The sequence below is a fragment of the Bradyrhizobium genosp. P genome (assembly GCF_049949265.1).
Taxonomy (GTDB): Bacteria; Pseudomonadota; Alphaproteobacteria; order Rhizobiales; family Xanthobacteraceae; genus Bradyrhizobium.
Genome location: NZ_CP188195.1, coordinates 8,395,449 through 8,418,709, shown reverse-complemented (window position 1 = coordinate 8,418,709; position 23,261 = coordinate 8,395,449). Strand labels below are relative to the sequence as shown.

General features: G+C 64.1%; 24 protein-coding genes and 1 riboswitch. Of the genes, 15 read left to right on the top strand and 9 right to left on the bottom strand.

Annotation, left to right across the window (positions count from 1 at the left end; genetic code table 11):
- Positions 1-280: 280 nt before the first annotated feature.
- The 4 genes from ACP2YO_RS40400 to ACP2YO_RS40385 all read right to left on the bottom strand — a co-directional run bounded on the left by ACP2YO_RS40400 (position 281) and on the right by ACP2YO_RS40385 (position 3,066).
- Positions 281-496 carry a cold-shock protein gene (locus tag ACP2YO_RS40400; protein WP_028350729.1) on the bottom strand — a complete coding sequence of 72 codons (216 nt, stop codon included), beginning with the start codon at positions 494-496 and terminating at the stop codon, positions 281-283.
- Between the two features lie 254 nt (positions 497-750).
- Positions 751-1,611: a 23S rRNA (adenine(2030)-N(6))-methyltransferase RlmJ gene (locus ACP2YO_RS40395; protein ID WP_426436759.1), complete on the bottom strand. Its 861-nt coding sequence runs from the start codon at positions 1,609-1,611 to the stop codon at positions 751-753.
- Positions 1,612-1,783: 172 nt separating this feature from the next.
- Entirely contained in the window at positions 1,784-2,446 is a 663-nt protein-coding gene (locus tag ACP2YO_RS40390) for a ribonuclease T2 family protein (RefSeq protein WP_426443440.1), read from the bottom strand.
- A gap of 155 nt (positions 2,447-2,601) precedes the next feature.
- A complete protein-coding gene (locus tag ACP2YO_RS40385; RefSeq protein WP_426436758.1) occupies positions 2,602-3,066 on the bottom strand; it encodes a hypothetical protein in 465 nt (154 codons plus the stop codon).
- Between the two features lie 165 nt (positions 3,067-3,231).
- On the opposite strand from ACP2YO_RS40385, the gene ACP2YO_RS40380 reads away from it, so the two are divergent.
- Both ACP2YO_RS40380 and ACP2YO_RS40375 read left to right on the top strand, forming a co-directional pair.
- On the top strand, positions 3,232-3,531 hold the full coding sequence (locus ACP2YO_RS40380; RefSeq protein ID WP_426436757.1) for a hypothetical protein: 300 nt from the start codon (positions 3,232-3,234) through the stop codon (positions 3,529-3,531).
- Positions 3,532-3,575: 44 nt separating this feature from the next.
- On the top strand, positions 3,576-4,115 hold the full coding sequence (locus ACP2YO_RS40375) for a DUF3617 domain-containing protein (RefSeq protein ID WP_426436756.1): 540 nt from the start codon (positions 3,576-3,578) through the stop codon (positions 4,113-4,115).
- 5 nt (positions 4,116-4,120) lie between these two features.
- Here the strand turns inward: ACP2YO_RS40375 and ACP2YO_RS40370 are convergent, their stop codons facing one another.
- From ACP2YO_RS40370 to ACP2YO_RS40360, 3 genes are read right to left on the bottom strand one after another with little or no spacing between them, the layout of a single operon-like run.
- On the bottom strand, positions 4,121-5,512 hold the full coding sequence (locus ACP2YO_RS40370) for an ATP-binding protein (RefSeq protein WP_426436755.1): 1,392 nt from the start codon (positions 5,510-5,512) through the stop codon (positions 4,121-4,123).
- Between the two features lie 9 nt (positions 5,513-5,521).
- Positions 5,522-6,226 (bottom strand): response regulator, encoded by a 705-nt coding sequence (locus tag ACP2YO_RS40365; RefSeq protein ID WP_426443439.1) that lies wholly within the window; start codon positions 6,224-6,226, stop codon positions 5,522-5,524.
- Between the two features lie 20 nt (positions 6,227-6,246).
- Complete coding sequence (locus ACP2YO_RS40360; protein WP_426436754.1) at positions 6,247-6,795, bottom strand: MarR family winged helix-turn-helix transcriptional regulator; 549 nt, start codon at positions 6,793-6,795, stop codon at positions 6,247-6,249.
- Between the two features lie 306 nt (positions 6,796-7,101).
- On the opposite strand from ACP2YO_RS40360, the gene ACP2YO_RS40355 reads away from it, so the two are divergent.
- The 5 genes from ACP2YO_RS40355 to ACP2YO_RS40335 all read left to right on the top strand — a co-directional run bounded on the left by ACP2YO_RS40355 (position 7,102) and on the right by ACP2YO_RS40335 (position 12,045).
- Positions 7,102-7,992, top strand: a complete 891-nt coding sequence (locus tag ACP2YO_RS40355; RefSeq protein WP_426436753.1) for a branched-chain amino acid aminotransferase — start codon at positions 7,102-7,104, stop codon at positions 7,990-7,992.
- Positions 7,993-8,232: 240 nt separating this feature from the next.
- Complete coding sequence (gene hisS, locus ACP2YO_RS40350; protein ID WP_426436752.1) at positions 8,233-9,798, top strand: histidine--tRNA ligase; 1,566 nt, start codon at positions 8,233-8,235, stop codon at positions 9,796-9,798.
- A 118-nt stretch (positions 9,799-9,916) separates the two neighbouring features.
- Entirely contained in the window at positions 9,917-10,120 is a 204-nt protein-coding gene (locus ACP2YO_RS40345) for a tautomerase family protein (protein WP_426436751.1), read from the top strand.
- A 187-nt stretch (positions 10,121-10,307) separates the two neighbouring features.
- Positions 10,308-11,348 (top strand): IS110 family transposase, encoded by a 1,041-nt coding sequence (locus tag ACP2YO_RS40340; RefSeq protein WP_426436750.1) that lies wholly within the window; start codon positions 10,308-10,310, stop codon positions 11,346-11,348.
- Between the two features lie 301 nt (positions 11,349-11,649).
- Entirely contained in the window at positions 11,650-12,045 is a 396-nt protein-coding gene (locus ACP2YO_RS40335; protein ID WP_426436749.1) for a thioesterase family protein, read from the top strand.
- A gap of 92 nt (positions 12,046-12,137) precedes the next feature.
- Here ACP2YO_RS40335 and proC read toward each other — a convergent pair whose 3' ends face one another.
- Positions 12,138-13,010, bottom strand: coding sequence for a pyrroline-5-carboxylate reductase (gene proC, locus ACP2YO_RS40330; RefSeq protein ID WP_426443438.1), 873 nt, complete (start codon positions 13,008-13,010; stop codon positions 12,138-12,140).
- A 131-nt stretch (positions 13,011-13,141) separates the two neighbouring features.
- On the bottom strand, positions 13,142-13,642 hold the full coding sequence (locus ACP2YO_RS40325; RefSeq protein ID WP_426436748.1) for a YbjN domain-containing protein: 501 nt from the start codon (positions 13,640-13,642) through the stop codon (positions 13,142-13,144).
- A 538-nt stretch (positions 13,643-14,180) separates the two neighbouring features.
- A riboswitch (FMN riboswitch) is annotated at positions 14,181-14,333 on the top strand.
- 78 nt (positions 14,334-14,411) lie between these two features.
- Here ACP2YO_RS40325 and ACP2YO_RS40320 point away from each other — a divergent pair.
- The 8 genes from ACP2YO_RS40320 to ACP2YO_RS40285 all read left to right on the top strand — a co-directional run bounded on the left by ACP2YO_RS40320 (position 14,412) and on the right by ACP2YO_RS40285 (position 23,205).
- The gene (locus tag ACP2YO_RS40320; protein WP_426436747.1) at positions 14,412-15,020 is read left to right on the top strand and encodes a 6,7-dimethyl-8-ribityllumazine synthase; all 609 of its coding nucleotides are present in this window, start codon (positions 14,412-14,414) and stop codon (positions 15,018-15,020) included.
- Positions 15,021-15,121: 101 nt separating this feature from the next.
- Complete coding sequence (locus ACP2YO_RS40315; protein ID WP_426436746.1) at positions 15,122-16,312, top strand: MHYT domain-containing protein; 1,191 nt, start codon at positions 15,122-15,124, stop codon at positions 16,310-16,312.
- 179 nt (positions 16,313-16,491) lie between these two features.
- Positions 16,492-17,355, top strand: coding sequence for an FAD binding domain-containing protein (locus ACP2YO_RS40310; protein WP_426436745.1), 864 nt, complete (start codon positions 16,492-16,494; stop codon positions 17,353-17,355).
- Positions 17,356-17,368: 13 nt separating this feature from the next.
- Positions 17,369-17,869 carry a (2Fe-2S)-binding protein gene (locus ACP2YO_RS40305; protein WP_426436744.1) on the top strand — a complete coding sequence of 167 codons (501 nt, stop codon included), beginning with the start codon at positions 17,369-17,371 and terminating at the stop codon, positions 17,867-17,869.
- The gene (locus ACP2YO_RS40300; protein WP_426436743.1) at positions 17,866-20,292 is read left to right on the top strand and encodes an aerobic carbon-monoxide dehydrogenase large subunit; all 2,427 of its coding nucleotides are present in this window, start codon (positions 17,866-17,868) and stop codon (positions 20,290-20,292) included. The genes ACP2YO_RS40305 and ACP2YO_RS40300 overlap by 4 nt, the downstream gene beginning before the upstream one ends.
- Positions 20,289-21,161, top strand: a complete 873-nt coding sequence (locus tag ACP2YO_RS40295; RefSeq protein WP_426436742.1) for an AAA family ATPase — start codon at positions 20,289-20,291, stop codon at positions 21,159-21,161. Before ACP2YO_RS40300 ends, ACP2YO_RS40295 begins: the two co-directional genes overlap by 4 nt.
- The gene (locus ACP2YO_RS40290) at positions 21,158-22,369 is read left to right on the top strand and encodes a vWA domain-containing protein (RefSeq protein ID WP_426436741.1); all 1,212 of its coding nucleotides are present in this window, start codon (positions 21,158-21,160) and stop codon (positions 22,367-22,369) included. Before ACP2YO_RS40295 ends, ACP2YO_RS40290 begins: the two co-directional genes overlap by 4 nt.
- The gene (locus ACP2YO_RS40285) at positions 22,369-23,205 is read left to right on the top strand and encodes an XdhC family protein (RefSeq protein WP_426436740.1); all 837 of its coding nucleotides are present in this window, start codon (positions 22,369-22,371) and stop codon (positions 23,203-23,205) included. Before ACP2YO_RS40290 ends, ACP2YO_RS40285 begins: the two co-directional genes overlap by 1 nt.
- Positions 23,206-23,261: the final 56 nt, after the last annotated feature.

The window sequence follows — 23,261 nt, the reverse complement described above, 5'->3', positions numbered from 1 at the left end:
GAGCACAGCGTGGTGTCGCTGGTCCGGCAAGAGCATTTGATCGGCCGCACATTGCAATGGTGCGGAGTCCACCAATTGGCGGCCGCATCATGCAGGCGACCACGCCGCGAGCACGCCTCATGCGCTCGACAGGCATCTTACACGCAACGCTTCATTCCGCCTTCGCCGTAAGCCCGGGATCATGATGCGATCGCAGCAATCGCGGCACGATCTCAGATTTTCGGGCGCCACATGATCCAGTCGGAAACCCGGCTTGCGCTTATCTGGATCACGCACGCACTCACGATGAAATCACCAGGTTGACCGCCTTGGGGCCCTTGCCCTTCTTGTCCGGCTCGACCTCGAATGTAATGCGCTGTCCTTCAGTCAGGTCCTTCAATCCAGCCCGCTCGACGGCGGTGATGTGAACGAACACATCGCGGCCGCCATCATCGGGCTTGATGAAGCCGTAGCCGCGCTCTCCATTGAAGAACTTGACTGTCCCAGTCATGGCCATCGGGAAAACTCCTCCCCCGTATTGCTCCACTGCTACGCGCACGCCGCGCAGCAGTTGACCGACATTCGCTTGTCGGGAGCTTGGCCACCTGAGCAGGCCGGCGTCACGCCACCGGTCTGCCTGGATTTTATCTCGGCCTTGTCACTCCGCCGCAACCATTCGCGGAAGCGGAACGTAAAGCCAGTCGTAACAGGATGAGCATAATACGCTTCCGCGCAGATTGCCTACGCACATTTTTCAGCAGGCGTGCCGGATTATGGTTTGGGCGTCTCGAGTCTGAAGCGGGCAGCACCGCCCTGGCCAAGCGGCTTCTCGAGTTCGGGCAGAATGATCTTCAACTCGTTGGCGAGCGTCCACGGCGGATTCACGATCAAAAGGCCGGTGGAAACGAGGCCGCTGCCGGTTTCCTGCGGCGCAACACTGAATTCAAGGCGCAAACATTTGCCGGGCGGCCGGCTCGTTGCTGCTGTTGCGGCCACGCTGCGGGCGAGTTCGTCGGTCGCCCTCCGTGTTTTTACGGGATACCATATCAGGTACATGCCGGTCGGCCATTTTGCGAACGCTTCCGAAAAGCCCTTGGCCAGCCGCTCGAACTCATCCTTGGCCTCGAACGGCGGATCGATCAGCACCAGACCGCGCCGCTCGTTCGGCGGCACGAACGCCGGCAGCGCCGTCCAGCCGTCGAGATCGACGACGCGGGCCTGCGTGTCGCGCCGCAGCGCGTCGATCAGTTGCCTGCGCGCGGTCTGCTCGATCTCGCAGGCGGTGAGGCGGTCCTGCGGTCGCAACAGCGCGCGCGCGATCAAGGGCGAGCCGGGATAGGACTTCAACTCGGCCTTTGGATTGAACGCTCTGACGATGTCGAGATAGGGCGTGACCAGCGGCGACGTCTTGTCGGACAGGCGCGCCTGCATCAGCCGCGCGATGCCGGTGAGCCATTCGCCGCCGCGCTGCGCTTCGCTCGATGTGAGATCGTAGAGTCCGGCGCCGGCGTGAGTGTCGATGACGCGAAACGGCGCCTGCTTCTCCTGCAGGTAGGTGAGCATGCGCACCAGCACGATGTGCTTGATGACATCGGCGAAGCTGCCGGCATGAAAGGCGTGACGGTAGTTCATCAGATAGCAGTTACCACGTCATTGCGAGCGGAGCGAAGCAATCCATGTCTCACCACGAGGAAAGAACGGATTGCTTCCGCCTTCGCCGAGGCTTCCGCGGCGAGTCGTCGCTTCAGCGCAAAATCGCTTGGCAATTTTGTCGCGAACTCCTCGCAATGACGGGAGAGGGAAGCTATCCGCCGCGCATCGGCGGCATCAGCACCTCGTCGCGGCGGCAGGCGCGGCGGTCGATCTCCTCGCAGGAACGGAATTGCAGCTCCTTGGAGAGGCAGATCCGCACTTCGCTGAGCCGCTTGCGGTCGCAGGTGACCGCGATGGCCGAATTGCTGAGCCCCGGATTGGCCTTGATGAACGCCGCTTCCAAATCGTCGGGCGCGATCGTCTTCGGCTCCGACAATTGCAGGAATTCCTCAGGGATCTTCACCGCGGCGCGTGCCTTGCGGACGGTTTCGAAATAGGCGCGTTCGTCGAGGCCGGAGCAGGTGCCGTGCTTGTCCCATTCGTTGAAGATCAGCCCGGGCGCCGGCATCAGATCGAGCATCGAAGTCATGATGTTGCGGCCAAGGCGCGGCGAGGGCCGCTGGCAGTACTCCGGGAAGCCGTGTTCATACTGCGGCCACAGGCCGTGCACCACGAAGGAGAACGGCCGCCCGCCGCACTGCGCCTGCGTGCCGCGGCCGTTGTTGCCGCGTTCGCTGGCCGATTCGCAGAAGGACGGCGACCATGACAGCGACAGCACATAGTAATCGAACTCGCCCGGTGCGTTCTGCCGGCGGTCCTGGGCCGACGCCATGCCGGCGGAGGCCAAGACCAGGACGATGGCTGCAAGCGACATCAGAAATCGGGAAATTGTGACCAACCGAGGCATCAAACGCTCCCTAACTCGACCCTGTCGAACCTAACAGGAGATCGGAACATTTCAAGAACAAAAAAGCCGCCTGCTCCTTGGAGGAGGCAGGCGCAAGCAATTCTCGGCAGTCTGGCAGGAGATCAGGGCCGCGCGGCTCGGCAGTAAGGGTTGTAGGCCCAGTTGCGATCGAGCCCCGTGACGCACCATTCGACGCCCTGGTTGAAGCCAGCGAAGCCGCCGTCCTCGATGATCGAGTAGTGGACCGTGCGCGTCTTGCCGTCGCTCAGCATCACGTCGCCGGCGCAATAGCGGCGCGGAATATTGTCGGACTGCCAGGGACGGAACGCGGTTTCGTGGATCCGGCCGTAGCCGGTGATCACCAGCGGCGAATTCCAGAAGGTGGCTTCCTTCTCGTGGAACTGCGAGCTGATGGTCGACAAGGCCGACTCGCACGGGGCCACGCGGCCGTCATAGCGCGGACCGGACAGCCAGAAATTCAGCTCGAACGGATTTGCGGCCTGCGCCGTGCCCCCAAAAGCCAGCAGCCCGAACATGAGCGCGGCGCCGAGGCCGAGTTTTTTGGGAGAAATGAACAGGTTGCGCATGGGAGTCCGCCCGATGATCCGATGCGGCGGACGGTGCCGCGAAGGCCCGGCGAGGTCAAGTGCAGCGCGGCAACACCTGAGGAGAAGTCCGCTTCGGAGAGAGGCTCGTTCTTTCCATGGCCACCGGCGCACTCTATGTTGTTGGCAAGCGAAATGGAGTCTGCGATGCGAAGGATGATGGCCGCGTGCCTGGTTGCCGTTTGCGGGATGCTGGCCATTGCGCCGGCGCGGGCCGACTGGTTGCAGCCGGTGCCGCCGTTCAAGGCGAATGATACCGGCGGTATAATTGCCTACACGCTGGCCGCCCAGACCGATGCTCGGCAGCTTGCCGTCGATCACTGCGCTTCCTACGGCAAGGTGGCAAAATTCCTCGCCGTGCAGGCCTATCCGGGCGGCTACATCTCGTTTGCCTGCCGCTGGGTACCCTACGGCGCCGCGAACCGGCCGTTGCGAACGCTCTACTGACACTGCCTCGAATCCTGCAACCGATCAGCCGGGAGCCAATCGCCATGACGCGACAGCTTGCATTATTTGGTTCGGCAGTTTGCCTGGTGTTGTCGGCCGGCGCGGCCAGCGCGGTCGATCTGCCGATCCGCAAGGCGGGCCTGTGGGAAGTGAAGATGGTGCGGACCAATTCGCCGCTGCCTGAAATGACGATGCAGCAGTGCACCGACGAGACCACCGATAAGGAGATGAGCACCGCCTTCTCGCCGCTGTCGAAGGAAGCCTGCTCCAAGAAGGACATTCAGAAGACCGCGACCGGTTATGTCAGCGATTCCGAATGCGGCTTCGGCAATGCGTCGATCACGACGCATTCCGAGATCACCGGGGATTTCAATTCCGCCTATACCGTCAAGTCGACGTCGCACAGCGAGCGCGGCGCGACACAAGGCGATCACGTCACGACGCTCGAGGCGAAGTGGCTCGGCGCCTGCAAGCCGGACCAGAAGGTCGGCGACATCATGATGCCCGGTGGCATCAAGATGAATGTCCACGACGTCGACAAGCTGAAGAGCTTGATCCCGAAGCAGATGCAGAAACAGAACTGAAGCGGCTACACCGGCACCCGTACCGCCGCGCGCAAGCCGCCCATCGGACTTTCGCCGAGCATGATGTCGCCGCCATGCGAGCGGGCGATGTCGCGGGCGATGGCAAGGCCGAGCCCGGTGCCGCCCTCGCCCTCGTCCTGGTTGCGGGCATCGTCGAGCCGCAGGAACGGCTTGAACACCTCTTCGCGCATGTCAGCCGGAATGCCCGGGCCGTCGTCGTCGACGGTCACGGTGAGATAGCGGTGATCGCGCTGGCCGGTGATCGAGATCGTGTTGGCATGGCGCGCCGCATTCGACACGAGGTTGCCGAGGCAGCGCTTGAACGAGGCCGGCTTCACGGTGACGACGGGCAGGCCGTGGAACGCCACGGTGGCGATATGGCCGTGACGCTCGGCGTCGCAGCGCAATTCCTCCAGCGCCATCGTCATGTCGGTCGGCTGGGCGATCTCGCCGGAATCGCCCCGCGCGAAGGCGAGATAGTCTTCGAGCATCATCGACATCTCGTCGACGTCCTTGCGCATCGCGTCGATTTCGGGACCTTCGCCCAGCAGGACGAGCTCGAGCTTGAAGCGGGTCAGGATGGTGCGCAAATCATGCGACACGCCGGCGAGCATCGCGGTGCGCTGCTCGATCGAGCGCTCGATGCGCGCCTTCATTTCCAGGAACGCCTGCGCGGCGCGCCGCACCTCGCGCGCGCCGCGCGGCCGGAAATTCGGCGCCTCGCGGCCCTTGCCGAAGCTTTCGGCGGCATCGGCCAGCCTGAGGATCGGCTTGATCTGGTTGCGCAGGAACAGCACCGCGACGATCAGCAGAATCGACGAGGTGCCGACCATCCAGAAGATGAAGATCTCCGAATTGGAGGCATAGGCCGCGCTGCGCTGCGCGAATATCCGCATCACCGAATCGTCGAGCTGCACGCGGATCTCGACCAGATTGGAGTTGCCGACGGTGTCGATCCAGAACGGGCGGTTGATCTGCCGTCCGAGCTGCACCGAGAGCGCCTGGTCGAGCAGGGAGAAGAACGGCTTGGGCCCCGGCGGCGGCATGTCGCCTGTGGGCAGGAAGTCGACTACAAGCTGCAGCCGCTGGGCGATGTGGCGAAACTGCACGCGGTCCTTGTCCTGCGGATAGTTCTTGTAAACGTCGATCAGCGCGGCGATGTCCGAGACCACCGCGGCTGACAGGCGCCGCGTCACTGTGTTCCAGTGCCGTTCCATGAACACGAACGCGACCACGGTCTGCAGGATCACCATCGGCACGATCATGATCAGCAGCGCACGGGCATAAAGGCCGGTCGGCATCCAGCCCTTGAACGCGTTGCCCATCCAGCCATTGGCCTTCGACACGCGCTGCGAGGCGTTACGGATCAGGGTGAGGCTGGTGTCGAGCGTGCTCATGGCTGCATCTTACGGCGAAGCCACCAGGCGATAGCCGATGCCGCGCACCGCCTGCAGGAACAGCGGATTGGCGGGGTCGCGCTCGATCTTGCGGCGGAGGCGGTTGATCTGGACGTCGACGGCGCGCTCGTTGACGGTGCCGCCGCTGGTCAGTGCGGTGCGTGGCACGGTATCGCCGGGAGCGCTTGCGAGGATGCGCAGCATCTCGCGCTCGCGGTCGGTGAGATGGATGATCTCCTCGCCCTGGCGCAGCTCGCTGCGCTCGATATGGAAGATGTAGGGGCCGAACGCGATCTGCTCGACGGCGGCGACCTGCGGCGGCGTGGTGCGCTTGAGGATATTGCCGATGCGCAACACGAGCTCGCGCGGTTCGAACGGCTTGGCGACGTAATCATCGGCGCCGATCTGCAGGCCCTCGATGCGGGCCTCGGCCTCGTGCCGCGCGGTCAGCATGATGATCGGCACCGACGATGAGGTACGGATGAAGCGGGCGAGGTCGAAGCCGGTCTCTCCAGGCATCATGACGTCGAGGATCAGGAGGTCGAAATGCAGCCCCAGCAGCTTGGCGCGGGCGTCGCTGGCGCTCATCGCGGTCGTGACGCGATAGCCTTCGCCTGAAAGAAAGCGCGACAACAGGTCGCGGATACGCCGGTCGTCGTCGACCAGGAGAAGATGCGGCGCGTCGTCGGCCGGCTGGGCCGGCGCGCGCACCATGGTTGCAACCTGAGCCAAGATCACTCCTTTGTCTTTCTGCCGCCGAAGATCGCCTCTAACACCTTGTCGGGATCGTCGCGGTCGATCATCGCGCGCAGGAATCCTCGCACCGTCTCGACACCATCGGCATCGATACCGGCGACCGCGCGGTTGATGCGGTCGGTCTGCAACCCCGCGAGCTTGCCGACCAGCGCCTCGCCCTTCGGCGTCGCGTAGAGCAGGCGCTGCCGGCGGTCATTGTTGCCGGTCTTCTGGACGATGTAGCCCTCGTCGAGCAGCTGCTTGAGCACGCGCCCGAGCGACTGCTTGGTGATCCGTAGCACATCGAGGAGGTCGGCGACCTTCAGCCCGGGATAGCGGGTGACGAAGTGAATGACCCGGTGGTGGGCGCGGCCGAAGCCGAAAGCTTCGAGTTCCTGGTCGGCGTCGCCGACAAAGTCCCGGTAGGCAAAGAACAGAAGCTCGATGAGGTCCCAGCGCAGGTCGCTTGGGCCAGCCGTTGAGGACGGATGGTCGCTTCCCTGCGAATCAGGCTTGGCAGCCATGCCTGAGAAATTTATGTCAGTCATGTTGACGTATCTTGGGTTCAATGTTACAAAACTGCCTGTCGCGACGAAACATTAGATCGCTTCGTCCATGGCAGCGTTTGGAACGGCCTGAAAGAGCCAGTGATGGCGGTTTGGGCCGCAAATTGGACCACCGTGCGATTGTCGAGCGGCATCTCGGCAAACATACTGGACTTCAGCACTCTGCAAAAGGACGTCGAAGCGACGGCAGATGCGGCAGACCGCCCCTCAGGCGCGGTGCTGGGGCCCTTCATCTCAACAGCGCGCAGGCGCGGACGCAGATAATCGCGTCCATCCGGGAGAAAGCCCATGGGAGTGTCATTCGACAAGATCGACGGCGTCATCTGGTATGACGGCAAGCTGGTGCCGTGGCAGGATGCCAACGTCCATGTGTTGACCCATGGGCTGCACTACGCAAGCAGCGTGTTCGAGGGCGAGCGCGCCTATGGCGGCACGGTCTTCAGGAGCCGGGAGCATTCCGAACGGCTGAAGCGGTCGGCCAACATCCTCGACTTCGAGATTCCCTATTCGGCCGCCGAGATCGATGCGGCCAAGCAACTCGTCATCGACCGGAACAACCTGCCGGACGCCTATGTCCGCCCGGTGGCCTGGCGCGGTTCGGAGATGATGGGGGTGGCGGCACAGACCAACACCATCCATCTGGCGATCGCCGCCTGGAACTGGCCGAGTTATTTCGATCCCGCCGAGAAACTGAAGGGCATCCGCATCGGCCTCGCCGACTATCGGCGGCCGGATCCGGCCACCATCCCGGCGCTGGCGAAGGCCGCGGGTCTCTACATGATCTGCACGATTTCCAAGCACAAAGCGGAGCGCGAGGGCTATGCCGACGCGATGATGCTGGACTGGCAGGGACGGGTGGCCGAGTGCACCGGCGCCAACATCTTCTTCGTCAAGGACGGCAAGATCCACACGCCGATCGCGGACTGCTTCCTGGCCGGCATCACCCGCGCCACCGTGATCGATCTCGCCAAGCGCCGCGGCCTCGAGGTGATCGAACGCCGCATCATGCCGGACGAACTCGACGGCTTCTCGGAGTGCTTCATGTCAGGCACCGCCGCGGAGGTCACCCCGGTATCTGAAATCGCCAAATGGAAGTTCACGCCCGGCCGGATTTCGGCGCAGCTGATGACGGATTACACCGCCGAAGTGCAGCCAAAGGGCAAGCAGGCGGCGGCGTGAGCTAGGCGCGCTGGCGGGCTCCCTCGCCCCGCTCTTGCGGGGTCGAGACGAGCGAAGCTCGCTCTTAGAGGGTTGGGGTGAGGGGCTGTCTCGGCAGATTCCGGAGGTGGTGGTCAGACCGGTACCCCCTCACCCGGATCGCATCTGGCGATGCGATCCGACCTCTCCCCGCAAGCGGGGCGAGGTTAAGGGGAGCAAGCACGGTTGCCCGGCTGCGCCATGGCTGATACCTAGCCGCCCATGACCGACAAACCGAAAAAACCGCAGAAATTGAAGGCGCGCTTGCCGCGCGGACTGGAAGATCGTGGTCCCGCTGCGATCGCAGCCACGCGCCAGATGGTGGACAAGATCCGCGCCGTTTACGAGCTCTACGGCTTCGAGCCGGTGGAGACGCCGGCGATGGAATACACCGACGCGCTCGGCAAGTTCCTGCCCGATCAGGACCGTCCCAACGAGGGCGTGTTCTCGTTCCAGGACGATGACGAGCAGTGGATCTCGCTGCGCTACGACCTGACCGCGCCGTTGGCGCGCTACGTCGCGGAAAACTTTGAGCATCTGCCAAAGCCCTATCGCTCCTACCGCTTCGGCTACGTGTTTCGCAACGAGAAGCCGGGTCCCGGGCGCTTCCGTCAGTTCATGCAGTTCGATGCGGACACGGTGGGCGCTTCAACGGTCGCCGCCGACGCTGAGATTTGCATGATGGCGGCCGACACAATGGAGGCGCTTGGGATTGAGCGTGGCTCGTATGTCGTCAAGGTGAACAACCGCAAGGTGCTCGATGGGGTGATGGAGCTTGTCGGCCTACGAGGTGAGGAGAATGCGGGAAGGCGTCTTACCGTTCTGAGAGCGATCGACAAGCTGGATCGGCTGGGGCTGGAGGGCGTCCAACCGCTGTTGGGTGCTGGTCGCAAAGATGAAAGTGGCGACTTTACTAGAGGCGCCGAGCTCGAACCTGCGCAGATCTCAAGGTTGATGGAATTCATTGAGATGGCAACTCAGACCTCAAGTGACTTAGCAGTCGGGAAGGGGAGCGAATTCCTGGCTCCTCAAAACATCGATCAAGATGCATTTATGATTCCTAAGGAGGGATCATTCTATGCCGGCTCACCGCTGTGCATGGAGGGCTGGGATGAGCTAGAGCGGATGCGCGCTCTGTTTCGCAAGTCCGGCTATGGGGTGGATCAAATTCGCATCGATCCCTCGGTCGTCCGCGGCCTCGAGTACTACACCGGCCCTGTCTACGAGGTTGAACTCCTGCTCGAGACCAAGGACGAGAAGGGCCGTCCGGTGCGCTTCGGTTCAGTCGGCGGCGGCGGGCGCTATGACGGCCTGGTCTCGCGCTTCCGCGGCGAGCCGGTGCCGGCGACCGGCTTCTCGATCGGCGTGTCGCGACTGCAGGCGGCGCTCACCATGCTCGGCAAGCTCGACACAAGGCCGGAGTTCGGGCCCGTCGTCGTCACCGTGTTCGATCGCGATCGTGTTGCCGACTACCAGAAGATGGTCGCGCAACTGCGCCAGGCGCACATCCGCGCCGAGCTCTATCTTGGTAACCCCAAGAATATGGGCAATCAGCTCAAATATGCCGATCGCCGCAATTCGCCCTGCGTCATCATCCAGGGCAGCGACGAAAAAGCGCGCGGCGAGGTGCAGATCAAGGACCTGATCGAAGGCGCCAAGGCCGCGGCTGCGATCGCCTCCAATCAGGAGTGGCGCGAAACCCGTCCTGCGCAGTTCTCCTGCGCGGAAGGCGATCTCGTCGCAAAAGTCCGTGAAGTGCTGGCGCGGCATGACGTGAGCTGGGGATAGCCATTCATTTCGGCGTCATGCCCGGCCTTGTGCCTGATGTCCACGTCTTGTTTGATGCCTGAGATCGTGGATGGCCGGGACAAGCCCGGCCATGACGAAGATAATAGGGAGAGCAACAATGCCCGAGATCACCGTGAGCATGGCCGCAGGCCGTACCGACGAACAGAAGGCCGGCATGATGCGCGACATCACCCAGGCGCTGGTCACGAACCTCGGCGTCGATGCCGATGCGGTCGTGATTCAAATCAATGAAGCGCCGCTGCACCACAAGATGAAGGGTGGCAAGACCTTCGTCGAGCGCGCCGCCGCGGCGAAGAAATAGCTTCCCATCTCTCCACGGGTCGTCCCTGCGAAAGCAGGGACCCATAACCACCGATGCTGATTGTTGAGTTCGCTGGTGCTCCAGCCTTCGTGACATCAGGCGTCGGTGGTTGATGGTGTGGACGGCCCCCTACGGCATCAGTGTGCCAGAATGAGGTTGTTGCAAATCTCAGACAAGGGAGCCGTCCGTGAGAGAGATTATCCGCATTGGAATGGATACGTCGAAGTATATTTTTGTGCTGCATGGGGTTGATGCGGCGGAACAGCCTGTGTTGCGCAAGAAGCTTGCGCGCAAGCAGGTGCTGGAGTTCTTCGCCAAGTTGCCGCCGACCGTGATCGGGATGGAGGCCTGTGGGGCCTCGCACCATTGGGCACGGGAGCTTCGCAAGCTGGGCCACGAGGTGAAGTTGATGGCGCCGCAATTGGTGAAGCCCTATGTGTCGCGGAACAAGAACGACGGTCGGGATGCGGAGGCGCTGTGTGAAGCGATGAGCCGGCCGAGCATGCGGTTCGTGCCGGTCAAGACGGTCGAGCAGCAGGCCGCGCTGATGCTGACGGGTGTCCGCGCTGGATTGATCGCCCGGCGCACCCAGCTCGGCAATATGATCCGCGGCCATGCGGCGGAGTTTGGCCTGATCGGGGCCCAAGGGACCGACAAGATCGAGCCGCTGCTGGCGCGGATTGCGCAGGACGAGACGCTTCCTGCCCTGGCACGCGAGCTGTTTACGGTGCTGGGCCGCGACTACACCAGACTCGTGGGCGAGCTGCAGGAGATCGAAGCCAGATTGATGGCCTGGCACCGCTCCGACGCCGTGGGCCGGCGTCTGGCGCAGATCCCTTCTGTCGGGCCGATCGTTGCAACGACGCTCGTGATGAAGACACCCGATCCCCATGCTTTCCGCTCCGGCCGTCACTTCGCAGCCTGGCTCGGCCTCCCCCCCCAGGATCACTCCACCGCCGGCAAAACCAGGCTTGGCAGGATCACGCGGGCGGGCGACGAGGACCTGCGCCGCCTGCTGGTGATCGGGGCAACGGCGGTCATCCAGCAGGCCAGACGCGGGCGCGGCCATCACTCGCGCTGGCTGTTGGCACTGATCAAGCGCAAGCCACCGAAGCTTGCCGCCGTGGCGCTCGCCAACAAGGTGGCCCGCATCGCCTGGAAGCTGATGGCGACCGGCGAGAGTTATGACGCCGCACGGATCAATGCCACCGCGGCAGTCGCCGTCTAACAGATTGGCCGGCTGGCGGGCTCGCTCGTCAGCCGACCCGGAGCTGCAGGAGCAGATGGAGCGATCGATCGAGCAACGATGCGAGACAGTCCGTGGGACCCATCGGCCGTCAACAGGCCGCGTGGTTGTTTGGAACTCGCATCGCGCAAACCATCTTGGCCAGCGATCCATCCGATCGCACTCAAAAGGCCGGACATATGGATGCAAGCGATCCGATCCGCTCAAAAAGCTCTTGTGCCACGGGGGCCGTCCACATATGGGTCCCGGCTTTCGCCGGGACGACAGTTGTCTTGGGACTACCATGGACGCACGCGACTTCATCACCATCGGCATGAGCGCCGAGCGCATGCTCGTGGTGCCGCCGGAGCGTACCGTCGGGCATTTCGTGCCCGGCATGCCGATGGTCTATGCGACGCCGATGATGATCCTCGAGATGGAGATGGCGTCGGGCGATGCTATCAGGAGCGCGCTGCAGCCGGGCTGGGTCACGGTCGGCACCGAGGTCGACATCCGTCATCTCGCCGCTGCCCTTGTCGGCGCGACGGTGCGGACCACTGCAAGGGTGATCGCGGTCGAGCGCCGCGTGATCCGTTTCGACGTCGAAGCCTTCGAAGGAACGCGCAAGCTCGGCGAAGGCCGCCACGCCCGCGGCCTGGTCAATGTCGAAAGCTTCAACAAGCGGCTCGAGGCCACTTAAGCCACACCCTCCGACGAGCACCTCAGGGTGACGGGACTTACAGATATGCTCGCGTAGTCGGTGCGCTTGCGTTTATGGCCGCCCTGCAGTCGCTACTTCGCCAATTCCTTCGAGCGCTTGGTCGCGGCGGCGATGGCGCGGGTCATCAGCGGCTGCATCCCGTCATTGGCCATCAACACTTCGAGCGCCGCGGCGGTGGTGCCGCCGGGCGAGGTGACATTCTGACGCAGGGTTGCGGACGGCAGGTCGGAGCGATGCAGCAGTTCGCCGGAGCCTGCGACGGTCGCGCGCGCCAGCGTGGTGGCAAGCTGCTCGGGCAGGCCGGCCGCGACGCCGGCACGGGCGAGTTCTTCGGCGAGCAGGAACACATAGGCCGGGCCGGAGCCGGAGACCGCGGTCACCGCATCCATCAGGCTTTCATCGTCGACCCATTCGACCAGGCCGGTCGCCTGCAGCAGTGCATCCGTCGTGGCGCGTTGCGCTGATGTGACGCTTGGCGCGAGCACCGCGACCGTGATGCCGCGGCCGATCGCCGCCGGCGTGTTCGGCATGGCGCGCACCACCCTGCCGCCGCAGACTTCTTCCAGCGCCGATATCGTCGTACCGGCCATGATCGAGACCACCAGCGTCGAGGAGCCGACAAACGCCTTCAGCGCGGCACCGGCTTCGCGGAAGGACTGCGGCTTCACGGCGACGACCAGCGTATCGACGGCGCCGACATCCTTCGCCGGCGGATTGAGACGGACACCCTTGGCGGCGAGCGCGGAAATCTCGGGCGCGAGATGCGGATCGATCACCACCACGCGCTCGGGTGCGAGCCCCTGCGCCAGCCAGCCGGTCAGCATCGCGCCGCCCATCTTGCCCGCACCCGCAAGCGCGATGGTGCCGGTCGTATTTTTCAATGCGCTGCTGCTCACGGGCGCCTCCACAAACTCGGTGTCGTCCCGGCGAAGGCCGGGACCCATAACCACGGGCGGTTCTAGTGAAGCGCAGAGTAAGCCGCAAGCAGCTTGGGCAACGACTGCCGTCACGGCGTATGGGTCCCTGCTTTCGCAGGGACGACGCTGAGTTCGCGGAAGCGTCGCAGCGAAAACCCTTACGCCTCGCCCTCGGTGTCGAACATCGCGGCCGACATCGCTTCGGCTGCCGACTTGCCGGCCCACACCACGAACTGGAATGCGGGATAGTAGCGCTCGCAGGCATGGATCGCGTTCACCAGCATGCTCTCGCATTGCGCGGCGGAGGCGGTGAGGCCGCCGGGCAGCACCAAGGCCTGGCGGTGCATAACCATGCCGGTGTGGGTCCACAGGTCGAAATGACCGACCCACAATTGCTCGTTGATCGCGGCGATCAGCCGCTGCACCTCGGCGCGGCGCGCTTGCGGAATCTTCATGTCGAAGGCGCAGGCGAGATGCAGCGCCTCGATCTCGCCCATCCAGGTGAAGGAGAGCTGATAGTCGGTCCAGTCGCCCTTTGAGACGATCGTGACCTCGTCTTCGCCGGATCGCTCGAATGCCCAGTTGTTGTGAGCGGCGATATCCTCGACCACTGCAAGCGGGTTGTTACGGGAATCAATAATGCCTTCGAGCAGGGACATGCCGTCTCGACCCTTGTTCTTATGTTCTGTTGATACGCACACGGAAGCCGGCACGTGCGACAACTGCGTCGTGGCCGAGTGCAGTTCCTCGATTGGGCTTCCGGATGCCCTGGACCTGACGCGGTTGAAGTGATGTGATTTGCGGAATCGGCGCAACCGCACGCCGAGTCCGTCCACAGCCAAAGCGCGCATCGTCCACAGCTGATCGCGCCATATTTATTAATTTGAGAACAAATCGGAATCGGAGCTGGCGCGGCAACGATTTGTTAACTATTTGCCGCCGTCTTGCCGCATCTGTGAATCGGTTTCGCACCACACGAGACCTCCAGAGCGCTTTCGAGCGAAGTGGACACCGTTTCGCGAGAAGAAAACGCCTCAAACAAGAATTGAGCTTCCGTTCTCTCTCGATCAGACCCGAAAATGCTCAAGACTCGCTTACCGCTCATGGGGGACATGCCGGATTCCCATGCCAAAGGTCCTTGCCCGCCGGTCGCGCTTTGGTCATATTTCGCTTCAGGCACGTCCATTCCGGGCGTGCCGATGTTCTCAGGGCGGGGTGAAAGTCCCCACCGGCGGTAAGGGTGTCAAAGCCCAAGCCCGCGAGCGCCTTCTTCGTGAAGTCGAAGAAGGGTCAGCAGATTCGGTGCAATTCCGAGGCCGACGGTTAAAGTCCGGATGAAAGAGAACGGTTGCGGCAGCCCGCGCGGATTCGCGTGGGGCCACTGTCGTTGTCCGTATGCCCTGATTCTGGTCCTGAAAGAGGAAAGCCATGAATCAGATGTTGCAAGACCAAGACGTCCAGACCTCCCAAGCCAAAACCCTCGAAGCCCAAACCCTCGAAGCCCAAACCCTCCAAGCAGAAATCGTTTCCGATCCGCCGGTCTCTCCGCCGGCGGTCGAGCATCCGCGCTTCGCAAGGCCGCAGCGTGTCGCCTTCGTGCAGGCTTCCTGGCACCGCGAGGTGGTCGAGGAATGCCGCATCGCGTTCCTCAAGGAGATCGAGGCGCGGCACATCACCAATGTCGACGTGTTCGAGGTGCCGGGTTCGTTCGAGATCCCGCTGCATGCGCAGATCCTGGCGAAGACGCGGCGCTACACCGCGATCGTCGCGGCCGGCCTCGTCGTCGACGGTGGCATCTACCGCCACGAGTTCGTCGCCGACACGGTGATCAAGGCGTTGATGGACGTGCAGTTGCGCACCGAGGTGCCGGTGTTCTCCGCGGTGCTGACGCCGCAGCAATTCCACGAGACCGAAGTGCATCACGACTTCTTCCGCCGGCACTTCACGATCAAGGGCATCGAGGTGGCGGAAGCCTGCGCCAACACGCTGCTCAGCCTGGAACGCCTGCGCGGCCAGGTCGCCGCGGGGATTGTGTAGCGCCGGCCTCGCAATCGTCTGATTGTCAATCCCGCCGCCGCGCCTGTACACTCGGCGGCGGGAGGAGACCTGTCCGTGATGACGGGGAGGTCGAGACGATCATGTTCGAAGGACACGATCCTTATCTCGTCGCGCTCTCGGTGGTGATCGCGATCCTGGGAGGTTATACTGGTTTCGGCCTTGCTGCGCGCATCCGCGGCACGCCGGATGCCGGGCATCGCCTGCTGCTCGCAGGCGCAGCATTCTTTCTCGCGGTCGGCATCTGGACCATGCATTTCGTCGGAATGCTGGCAGCGCCGCTGCCCGCGGGCACCGATTATCTGGTGCTGCCGACGATCATATCCTTCCTGATCTGCGCGCTGGTGGTCGGCATTTCGCTGTTCTTCGTCAGCATCGGCGAGCCGTCGATGCTGCGCGTGGCATCATCGGCCGTGCTACTCGGGCTCGGCATCGCCAGCATGCATTACGTCGGCATGCATGGATTGTCCGGCGACTTCGCAATGACGCACGCCCCCGGAATGGTGGTGCTCTCGGTGGCGATCGCGATCGCCGCCGCCTATGGCGGGCTGCGCGTGTTCCTGGCGCGCCAGGGTGGCGTGCCGCTGATGCTGAGCGCAGTGGCGTTCGGCATCGCGGTCTCCGGCATGCATTACACCGCGATGGCGGGGATGCGGATCGTTCCAGCGGCGGCGGGCGCGCACCACCACGTGGACGGGCTGGCCGCTTCGTCGCAGATGCTGTCGCTGGTCGTCGCGCTGCTCTGCTTCGTGATTGCGGCGGGCTTCCTGCTGTCGTTGGTGCCCGATCCGCGCAAGAAGGCCACCATGGCCGCGGGGGATGCTACGACATTTGAAATCCCGGTCGCCGATGCCGGCGCCGTCAGGGCCAGCCCAAAGCTGCGGCCGACGCCGCTGGGTGGCCTCGGCCAACCACCGCGTCCAGCCCCCGTGCCGCGCTTGCCGGTGGAGGGCGCCGACGGCACCCATTTCGTCGATGCCGCCGAGGTCCGCAGTGTCAGGGCCGATGCCCATTACACCAAGATCCATGACGGCACCCGGGAGCGGATGTGCCCGTGGTCGATCTCGGAGGCCGAAGCGCAGCTCGATGCAAGCCTGTTCGTTCGGGTGCACCGCAGCTACATCGTCGCGATCCCGCACGTCACCCTGGTCCGCAAGGAGGGGGATGGCGCGGTCATCGAACTGGATGGTCCGTCGCCGCACCGGGTTCCGGTCAGCCGGGCCAAGATCGCCGAGGTGAAGGCCCGACTCGGGCTGGCGCGCCGCTCGGCCTGAACCCACTTCCTGCCTATTGGGACGCAAGCGCTGACGCATTTCGTGCGCATCAGACCGCACTTGGTGCGAATTTCCCGCTCCTGTGCCGCTGTTATTGCAGGCCAATCGGCACGGAGAGAGCCTTCCTCCCCAACGTCCGCGTTCCGTCAAGGACCTCACAGGACGAGATGGAGGAAACGATGATTCCTGGCCCGTTCAGCTACCACCGGCCGGCCACGGTGGCCGACGCGGTGAAGTTGCTTTCAACGCTCGGTGATGAGGCCCGCCCGCTCGCCGGCGGCCACAGCCTGATTCCGATGATGAAGCTGCGGCTGGCGACGCCGGAGCATCTGGTCGATCTGCACGATGTCGAAGGCCTGAAGGGCATCCGCCGCGGCGGCAACGCGATCGTGATCGGAGCGATGACCACCCAGCACGAACTGCTGGCCTCCGACGAGATCGCCAGATCCATCCCGATCCTGCGCGAAGCTGCGCTACTGATCGCCGATCCCCAGGTGCGCTACCGCGGCACGGTGGGCGGCAATGTTGCCAATGGCGATCCCGGCAACGACATGCCGGCGCTGATGATGACGCTGGGCGCGACCTACCATCTCGACGGTCCCAACGGCGCGCGCGAGGTCGCCGCCGCCGATTACTACCAGGGCGCCTACTTCACCGCGATCGAAGCCGGCGAACTCCTGACCTCGATCACGGTGCCGGTCCCCGCCGCCGGCCACGGCTATGCCTACGAGAAACTGAAGCGCAAGGTCGGCGACTACGCCACCGCCGCGGCCGCTGTAGTGCTGACGACGGCGAACGGCAAGGTCGCGAGTTGCGCGATCGGCCTTACTAACCTGTCGGAAACCCCGCTGCTGGCCGATGCCGCCGCGAAGATCGTGATCGGCACCAGCCTCGATCCGGCCACGCTGAAGCAAGCCGCCGCCGCGGCGGAGGCGATCATGGCGCCGGCCGCCGATGCGCGGGGCCCAGTCGAGTATCGCAAGCATGTCGGCGGCATCATGGTCATGCGCGCGTTGCAGCGCGCTGCCGCCAAAGCGGCCTGAGGGGAGGGATCACATGGCAAAGACGCACATTACAATGAAAGTGAACGGCGCCGAGGTCGAAGGCCTGGTCGAACCGCGCACGCTTCTGGTGCATTTCATCCGCGAGAATTTGCAGATGACCGGCACCCATATTGGCTGCGAGACCACGCATTGCGGGGCCTGCACGGTCGATATCGACGGCATGTCGGTGAAGTCCTGCACCATGTTCGCGGTGCAGGCCAACGGCTCCGACATCATCACCATCGAGGGCATGGCCAATGCCGACGGCTCGCTGTCGGCGCTGCAGGAAGGCTTCCGCATGATGCACGGGCTGCAATGCGGCTTCTGCACGCCCGGCATGATCATGCGCGCGCAGCGGCTGTTGAAAGAAAATCCGTCGCCGACGGAAGACGAAATCCGGATGGGCATCTCCGGCAATTTCTGCCGATGCACGGGCTACCAGAACATCGTCAGAGCCATTCAATACGCCGCAGACAAGATCAACGGCGTGGAATTCCGGGAGGCCGCAGAATGAATGACCTCACTCCCACGCGGGAACAACGCACCGCCGCCCTCGAGGGCATGGGCTGCAAGCGCAAGCGGGTCGAGGACATCCGCTTCACGCAAGGCAAGGGCAATTACGTCGACGACGTCAAGCTGCCCGGCATGCTTCACGGCGATTTCGTCCGCTCGCCGCACGCCCATGCACGGGTCAAGTCGATCGACGACAGCGAGGCGCTGAAGGTTCCGGGCGTGCTCGCGGTCATCACCGCCGAGACGCTGAAGACGGTCAACCTTGCCTGGATGCCGACGCTCGCCGGCGACGTGCAGATGGTGCTGGCCGACGGCAAGGTGCTGTTCCAGAACCAGGAGGTTGCCTTCGTCGTCGCGACTGACCGCTATGCCGCTGACGACGGCATCAACAAGGTCAAGGTCGAGTACGAGCAGCTCACCCCGCTGATCGATCCGTTCAAGGCGATGGATGCGGATGCTCCTGTCCTGCGCGAAGACCTCGCCGGCAAGACCAGCGGCGCCCATGGCCCGCGCAAGCACCACAACCACATCTTCGAATGGACCGTCGGCGACAAGGATCTGACCGATGCCGCGTTCAACAAGGCCGAGGTCACGATCAAGGAGATGATCTCCTATCATCGCACCCATCCCTCGCCGCTCGAGACCTGCCAGTGCGTCTGCTCGTTCGACAAGATCAAGGGCGAGCTGACGATCTATGGCACCTTCCAGGCGCCGCACGTGATCCGTACCGTGGTGGCGCTGATCGCGAAGATTCCCGAACAGAAGATCCACGTGATCTCGCCCGACATCGGCGGCGGATTCGGCAACAAGGTCGGCGCCTATCCCGGCTATATCTGCGCGGCGGTCGCCTCCATCGTCACCGGCAAGCCGGTGAAATGGGTCGAGGACCGCATCGAGAACCTGACCGCGACGTCGTTCGCGCGCGACTATCACATGACCACCGAAATAGCGGCGACCAAGGAAGGCAAGGTCACCGGCCTGCGCGTCCACGTGCTGGCCGATCACGGCGCCTTCGACGCCTGCGCCGATCCGTCGAAATGGCCGGCCGGCTTCTTCAACATCGTCACCGGCTCCTACGACTTCCCGACGGCGCATCTGTCCGTGGACGGCATCTACACCAACAAGGCGCCCGGCGGTGTCGCCTATCGCTGCTCGTTCCGCGTCACCGAGGCCGCGTACTGCATCGAACGCGGGATGGATATTCTCGCGCAGAAACTCGGGATGGATCCCGCCGAACTGCGGCTGAAGAATTTCATCAAGGCCGAGCAGTTCCCGTATCACTCGGCGCTCGGCTGGGAATATGATTCCGGCGACTACCACACCGCGATGCGCAAGATGATGGAAACGGTCGACTACGCCGGCCTGCGCAAGGAGCAGGAGCAGATGCGCGCGGCGTTCAAGCGCGGCGAGACCCGCGAGATCATGGGTCTCGGCGTCTCCTTCTTCACCGAGATCGTCGGTGCCGGCCCGTCGAAGAACTGCGACATCCTCGGCATCGCGATGTTCGATTCCTGCGAGATCCGCATGCATCCGACCGGAGCGGGCATCGCGCGGATGGGCACCAAGAGCCAGGGCCAGGGCCACGAGACCACCTGGGCGCAGATCATCGCCACCGAGATCGGAATCCCCGCCGACAACATCATGGTCGAGGAGGGCAACACCGATACCGCGCCCTATGGTCTCGGCACTTACGGCTCGCGCTCGACGCCGGTCGCCGGTGCTGCGATCGCGATGGCCGCGCGAAAGATCAAGGCCAAGGCGCAGATGATCGCCGCATACAAGCTGGAGGTCCACGAAGACGACCTCGAATGGGATATCGACGGCTTCCGCGTCAAGGGCCTGCCGGAGAAGGTGATGTCGATGAAGGACATCTGCTGGGCCGCGTATAATTCCGTGCCGCCCGGCATGGAGCCGGGGCTGGAGGCGGTCAGCTATTACGATCCGCCGAACATGACCTATCCGTTCGGCGCCTATATCTGCGTGATGACCATCGACGTCGACACCGGCGTCTACAAGGTCAAGCGGTTCTATGCGCTCGATGATTGCGGCACCCGCATCAACCCGATGATCATCGAGGGCCAGGTGCATGGCGGCCTCACCGAAGCGTTTGCCATCGCGATGGGGCAGGAGATCCGTTATGACGCCGAGGGAAACGTCGTCACCGGCTCGTTCATGGATTTCTTCATGCCGACCGCGGTCGAGACGCCGCATTGGGAGACCGACTTCACCGTCACGCCGTCGCCGCATCACCCGATCGGCGCCAAGGGCGTCGGCGAAAGCCCGAATGTCGGCGGCGTGCCGGCCTTCTCCAACGCGGTCAACGACGCGTTCTCGTTCCTCGGTTCGACCCACATCCAGATGCCGCATGATTTTTGGCGCAACTGGGCGGCGGCGAAGAGCCTCGGCGTGTTCGCTTCAGCATGAAGACCCGCGACGAGATCGCGCGAGCGCTCGGCGATGCCGGTTACATTGCCGATGCCGAGCTTGCGACCGCGATCTCGCTGATGCAGCTGTTGCGGCGCCCACTTTTGCTGGAAGGCGAAGCGGGCGTCGGCAAGACCGAAGTGGCGAAGGCGCTTGCCGCAGTGCACGCCACCGAATTGATCCGCCTGCAGTGTTACGAGGGGCTCGACCAGTCGGCGGCGCTCTATGAGTGGAACTATCAGCGCCAGTTGCTGTCGATCCAGGCCCATCGTGGCGCCGATGCTGATACGGTCGAGGACCAGATATTCTCGGAGAAGTATCTGCTGGAGCGGCCGTTGCTGGCGGCGATCCGCCGCGACAAGCCGCCGGTGCTGCTGATCGACGAGATCGACCGCGCCGACGACGAGTTCGAGGCGTTCCTGCTGGAGCTATTGTCGGACTTCCAGGTCTCGATCCCGGAGCTCGGTACCATCAAGGCGACTGCGATCCCGCATGTGGTGCTGACGTCGAACGGCACGCGCGAACTCTCCGACGCGCTGCGCCGGCGCTGCCTCTACCACTATGTCGACTACCCCGATGTCGAGCGCGAGGCACGCATCATCATGACGCGCATCGGCGGCACCGGCGCCTCGCTGGCCCTGCAGATTGCCCGGATGGTCGAGGGCATCCGCAAGGAAGAGCTGCGCAAGGTGCCCGGCGTCGCGGAGACGCTGGATTGGGCGGCGGCGCTGGTCGGGCTCGACGTCAGGGACCTGCACGATGCGCCCGAGACCGTGCACGAGACGCTGATGTGCCTGCTCAAGACGCAGGAAGACAAATCGAGGGTCACGCGCGAGGTCAGCGAACGTCTGCTCGGGAGGGTCGCATGAGCTGCTGCGGATCGTCGCCCGATTTCGATGATGTCAACGCGGTCTCGCGTCTCGTCTCGGGCAAGCTCGCGGCGTTCCTGCGGACCTTGCGTGACAGTGGTTTCGCGGTTGGCCTCGCCGAGGGACAGGACGCGGCCGCGCTGATGGCGGCCGGTTATGCGGCGCGGCCAGGCCTATTACGATCGGCGTTCAAGCATCTGTTCTCGGCGCGGAGGTCCGACTGGGACAACTTCGACGGCATCTTTGATGCGTTCTGGCTCGGCAAGCGGCTGCGGTCGCGCTCGCTGACATCGGGTGCGGCCAAATCCGCCAACAATCCCTCGCTGAAGAGCCTGCCGAACCAGCCTGCCGAGCCTCGCGCCGGCGCCGAGGCCGCGATGGATCAGATTCCCTCGGTAGACGGCGCCGGCAATGATCGTTCAGGCGAAGGGCAGATGGAAGGTGCCTCACGCGCGGACAACCTCGCCGAGGTCGATTTCCGCAACATGGCCAATTCCGAACAGGTCGCGCAGGCGCATCTGGCTGCGGCGCAATTGGCACGCGCCATGCGCACGCGGCTGACGCGGCGCGATCTGGCACGGCGGCGGGGCTATCGGCTCGATCTGCGCCGCACGATCCACGGCAATATCAGCCATGGCGGCGTGCCGATCAGCCTGGTGAAGCGGCAGCGCAAGCCAAAGCCGTTGCGATTGGTCGTGCTGCTCGACGCGTCCGGCTCGATGAGCATGTATACTGGTGTGTTCCTGCGCTTCATCCACGGCGTGCTGGACGAGTTTCGCGAGGCGGAGGCGTTCCTGTTCCACACCCGCCTTGCCCATGTCTCCGACGCCATGAAGGAAAGGAACGCGGCACGCGCGCTCGACCGGCTCTCGATCATGGCGCAGGGCGCCGGTGGTGGAACCCGGATCGGCGAGAGCCTGCAGACCTTCAATCGCTGGCACGCCGCGCGCGTGATCCATTCGCGCACCTGCGTGATGATCGTGTCCGATGGCTACGAGACCGGCGACGCTGCGCTGCTCGGCCGCGAGATGGCGGCGCTCGGCCGCCGCTGCCGCCGGATCGTCTGGCTCAATCCGATGATGGGATGGCAGGGCTATGCGCCGGAGGCGCGCGGGATCAAGGCGGCGCTGCCGCATGTCGATCTCTACGCGCCGGCCAACACGCTTGCGAGCCTGACCGCGCTCGAACCTTATCTTGCGAGGCTGTGATGGGTGTGCATGTCGAAGTCATCGATCTGGTCGCGCAGATGAAGGCCGCCGAACAGGCCTTCGTGCTGGCGACCGTGGTGCGCACGGTGTCGGTGACGGCGGCCAAGGCGGGCGCGAAGGCGATCATCCGGCCCGATGGCAGCATCGTCGCGGGCTGGATCGGCGGCGGCTGCGCCAGGGGCGCGGTGCTGAAAGCGGCGCGCGAGGCGCTCGCCGATGGCGAACCGCGCATGGTGTCGGTGCAGCCCGAAAACCTGCTCGCCGAACTCGGTGTCGAGCCCGGCGAGAGCAGGGACGGCGTGCGGTTTGCCTCCAACATGTGTCCCAGCAAGGGCACGATGGATATCTTCGTGGAGCCGGTGTTGCCGCATCCTTCGCTGGTCATCCTCGGCGCGAGCCCGGTCGCGCTGTCATTGGCCGCGCAGGCGCGCCAGCTCGGCTATCACGTCACGCTTGCAGCGCCGGCCTCCGACCTCATCGCCCGGCCGGACGCCGATGTGGTGGTCGACGGTTTCGAGCCTGGGGGTCTCAACGGGGCCCGCCGCTTCGTCGTGGTCTCGACCCAGGGCAAGGGCGACGAAACCGCGCTGAAGCAGGCGCTCGCGATCGATGCGGGCTATCACGCCTTTGTCGGCAGCCAGCGCAAGATGGCGGCGCTGCGCGGCAAGCTGGTCGCGGCAGGCGTTGCGCCTGATGCGATCGATCGCGTCAAGGCGCCGGCCGGGCTCGACCTCGGCGCCATCACGCCCGAGGAGATCGCGATGTCGATCCTCGCTGAAATCACCGTCGAGCGCCGCCGCGGTCAGCGGGCCGCCAATCCCGTTGCGAGGAGCTAGAGCATGATGAGATAAGGTCCAGCTGGAACGGCGCCGAAGGATCACCTCTCCCTTGG

What these genes read in the sequence shown, in the direction of transcription:
- ACP2YO_RS40400 (WP_028350729.1), bottom strand. Translation starts at nt 496, where the DNA reads ATGGCCATGACTGGGACAGTCAAGTTCTTCAATGGAGAGCGCGGCTAC.
- ACP2YO_RS40395 (WP_426436759.1), bottom strand. Translation starts at nt 1,611, where the DNA reads ATGAACTACCGTCACGCCTTTCATGCCGGCAGCTTCGCCGATGTCATC.
- ACP2YO_RS40390 (WP_426443440.1), bottom strand. Translation starts at nt 2,446, where the DNA reads ATGTCGCTTGCAGCCATCGTCCTGGTCTTGGCCTCCGCCGGCATGGCG.
- ACP2YO_RS40385 (WP_426436758.1), bottom strand. Translation starts at nt 3,066, where the DNA reads ATGCGCAACCTGTTCATTTCTCCCAAAAAACTCGGCCTCGGCGCCGCG.
- ACP2YO_RS40380 (WP_426436757.1), top strand. Translation starts at nt 3,232, where the DNA reads ATGCGAAGGATGATGGCCGCGTGCCTGGTTGCCGTTTGCGGGATGCTG.
- ACP2YO_RS40375 (WP_426436756.1), top strand. Translation starts at nt 3,576, where the DNA reads ATGACGCGACAGCTTGCATTATTTGGTTCGGCAGTTTGCCTGGTGTTG.
- ACP2YO_RS40370 (WP_426436755.1), bottom strand. Translation starts at nt 5,512, where the DNA reads ATGAGCACGCTCGACACCAGCCTCACCCTGATCCGTAACGCCTCGCAG.
- ACP2YO_RS40365 (WP_426443439.1), bottom strand. Translation starts at nt 6,226, where the DNA reads ATGGTGCGCGCGCCGGCCCAGCCGGCCGACGACGCGCCGCATCTTCTC.
- ACP2YO_RS40360 (WP_426436754.1), bottom strand. Translation starts at nt 6,795, where the DNA reads ATGACTGACATAAATTTCTCAGGCATGGCTGCCAAGCCTGATTCGCAG.
- ACP2YO_RS40355 (WP_426436753.1), top strand. Translation starts at nt 7,102, where the DNA reads ATGGGAGTGTCATTCGACAAGATCGACGGCGTCATCTGGTATGACGGC.
- hisS (WP_426436752.1), top strand. Translation starts at nt 8,233, where the DNA reads ATGACCGACAAACCGAAAAAACCGCAGAAATTGAAGGCGCGCTTGCCG.
- ACP2YO_RS40345 (WP_426436751.1), top strand. Translation starts at nt 9,917, where the DNA reads ATGCCCGAGATCACCGTGAGCATGGCCGCAGGCCGTACCGACGAACAG.
- ACP2YO_RS40335 (WP_426436749.1), top strand. Translation starts at nt 11,650, where the DNA reads ATGGACGCACGCGACTTCATCACCATCGGCATGAGCGCCGAGCGCATG.
- proC (WP_426443438.1), bottom strand. Translation starts at nt 13,010, where the DNA reads ATGGGTCCCGGCCTTCGCCGGGACGACACCGAGTTTGTGGAGGCGCCC.
- ACP2YO_RS40325 (WP_426436748.1), bottom strand. Translation starts at nt 13,642, where the DNA reads ATGTCCCTGCTCGAAGGCATTATTGATTCCCGTAACAACCCGCTTGCA.
- ACP2YO_RS40320 (WP_426436747.1), top strand. Translation starts at nt 14,412, where the DNA reads ATGAATCAGATGTTGCAAGACCAAGACGTCCAGACCTCCCAAGCCAAA.
- ACP2YO_RS40315 (WP_426436746.1), top strand. Translation starts at nt 15,122, where the DNA reads ATGTTCGAAGGACACGATCCTTATCTCGTCGCGCTCTCGGTGGTGATC.
- ACP2YO_RS40310 (WP_426436745.1), top strand. Translation starts at nt 16,492, where the DNA reads ATGATTCCTGGCCCGTTCAGCTACCACCGGCCGGCCACGGTGGCCGAC.
- ACP2YO_RS40305 (WP_426436744.1), top strand. Translation starts at nt 17,369, where the DNA reads ATGGCAAAGACGCACATTACAATGAAAGTGAACGGCGCCGAGGTCGAA.
- ACP2YO_RS40300 (WP_426436743.1), top strand. Translation starts at nt 17,866, where the DNA reads ATGAATGACCTCACTCCCACGCGGGAACAACGCACCGCCGCCCTCGAG.
- ACP2YO_RS40295 (WP_426436742.1), top strand. Translation starts at nt 20,289, where the DNA reads ATGAAGACCCGCGACGAGATCGCGCGAGCGCTCGGCGATGCCGGTTAC.
- ACP2YO_RS40290 (WP_426436741.1), top strand. Translation starts at nt 21,158, where the DNA reads ATGAGCTGCTGCGGATCGTCGCCCGATTTCGATGATGTCAACGCGGTC.
- ACP2YO_RS40285 (WP_426436740.1), top strand. Translation starts at nt 22,369, where the DNA reads ATGGGTGTGCATGTCGAAGTCATCGATCTGGTCGCGCAGATGAAGGCC.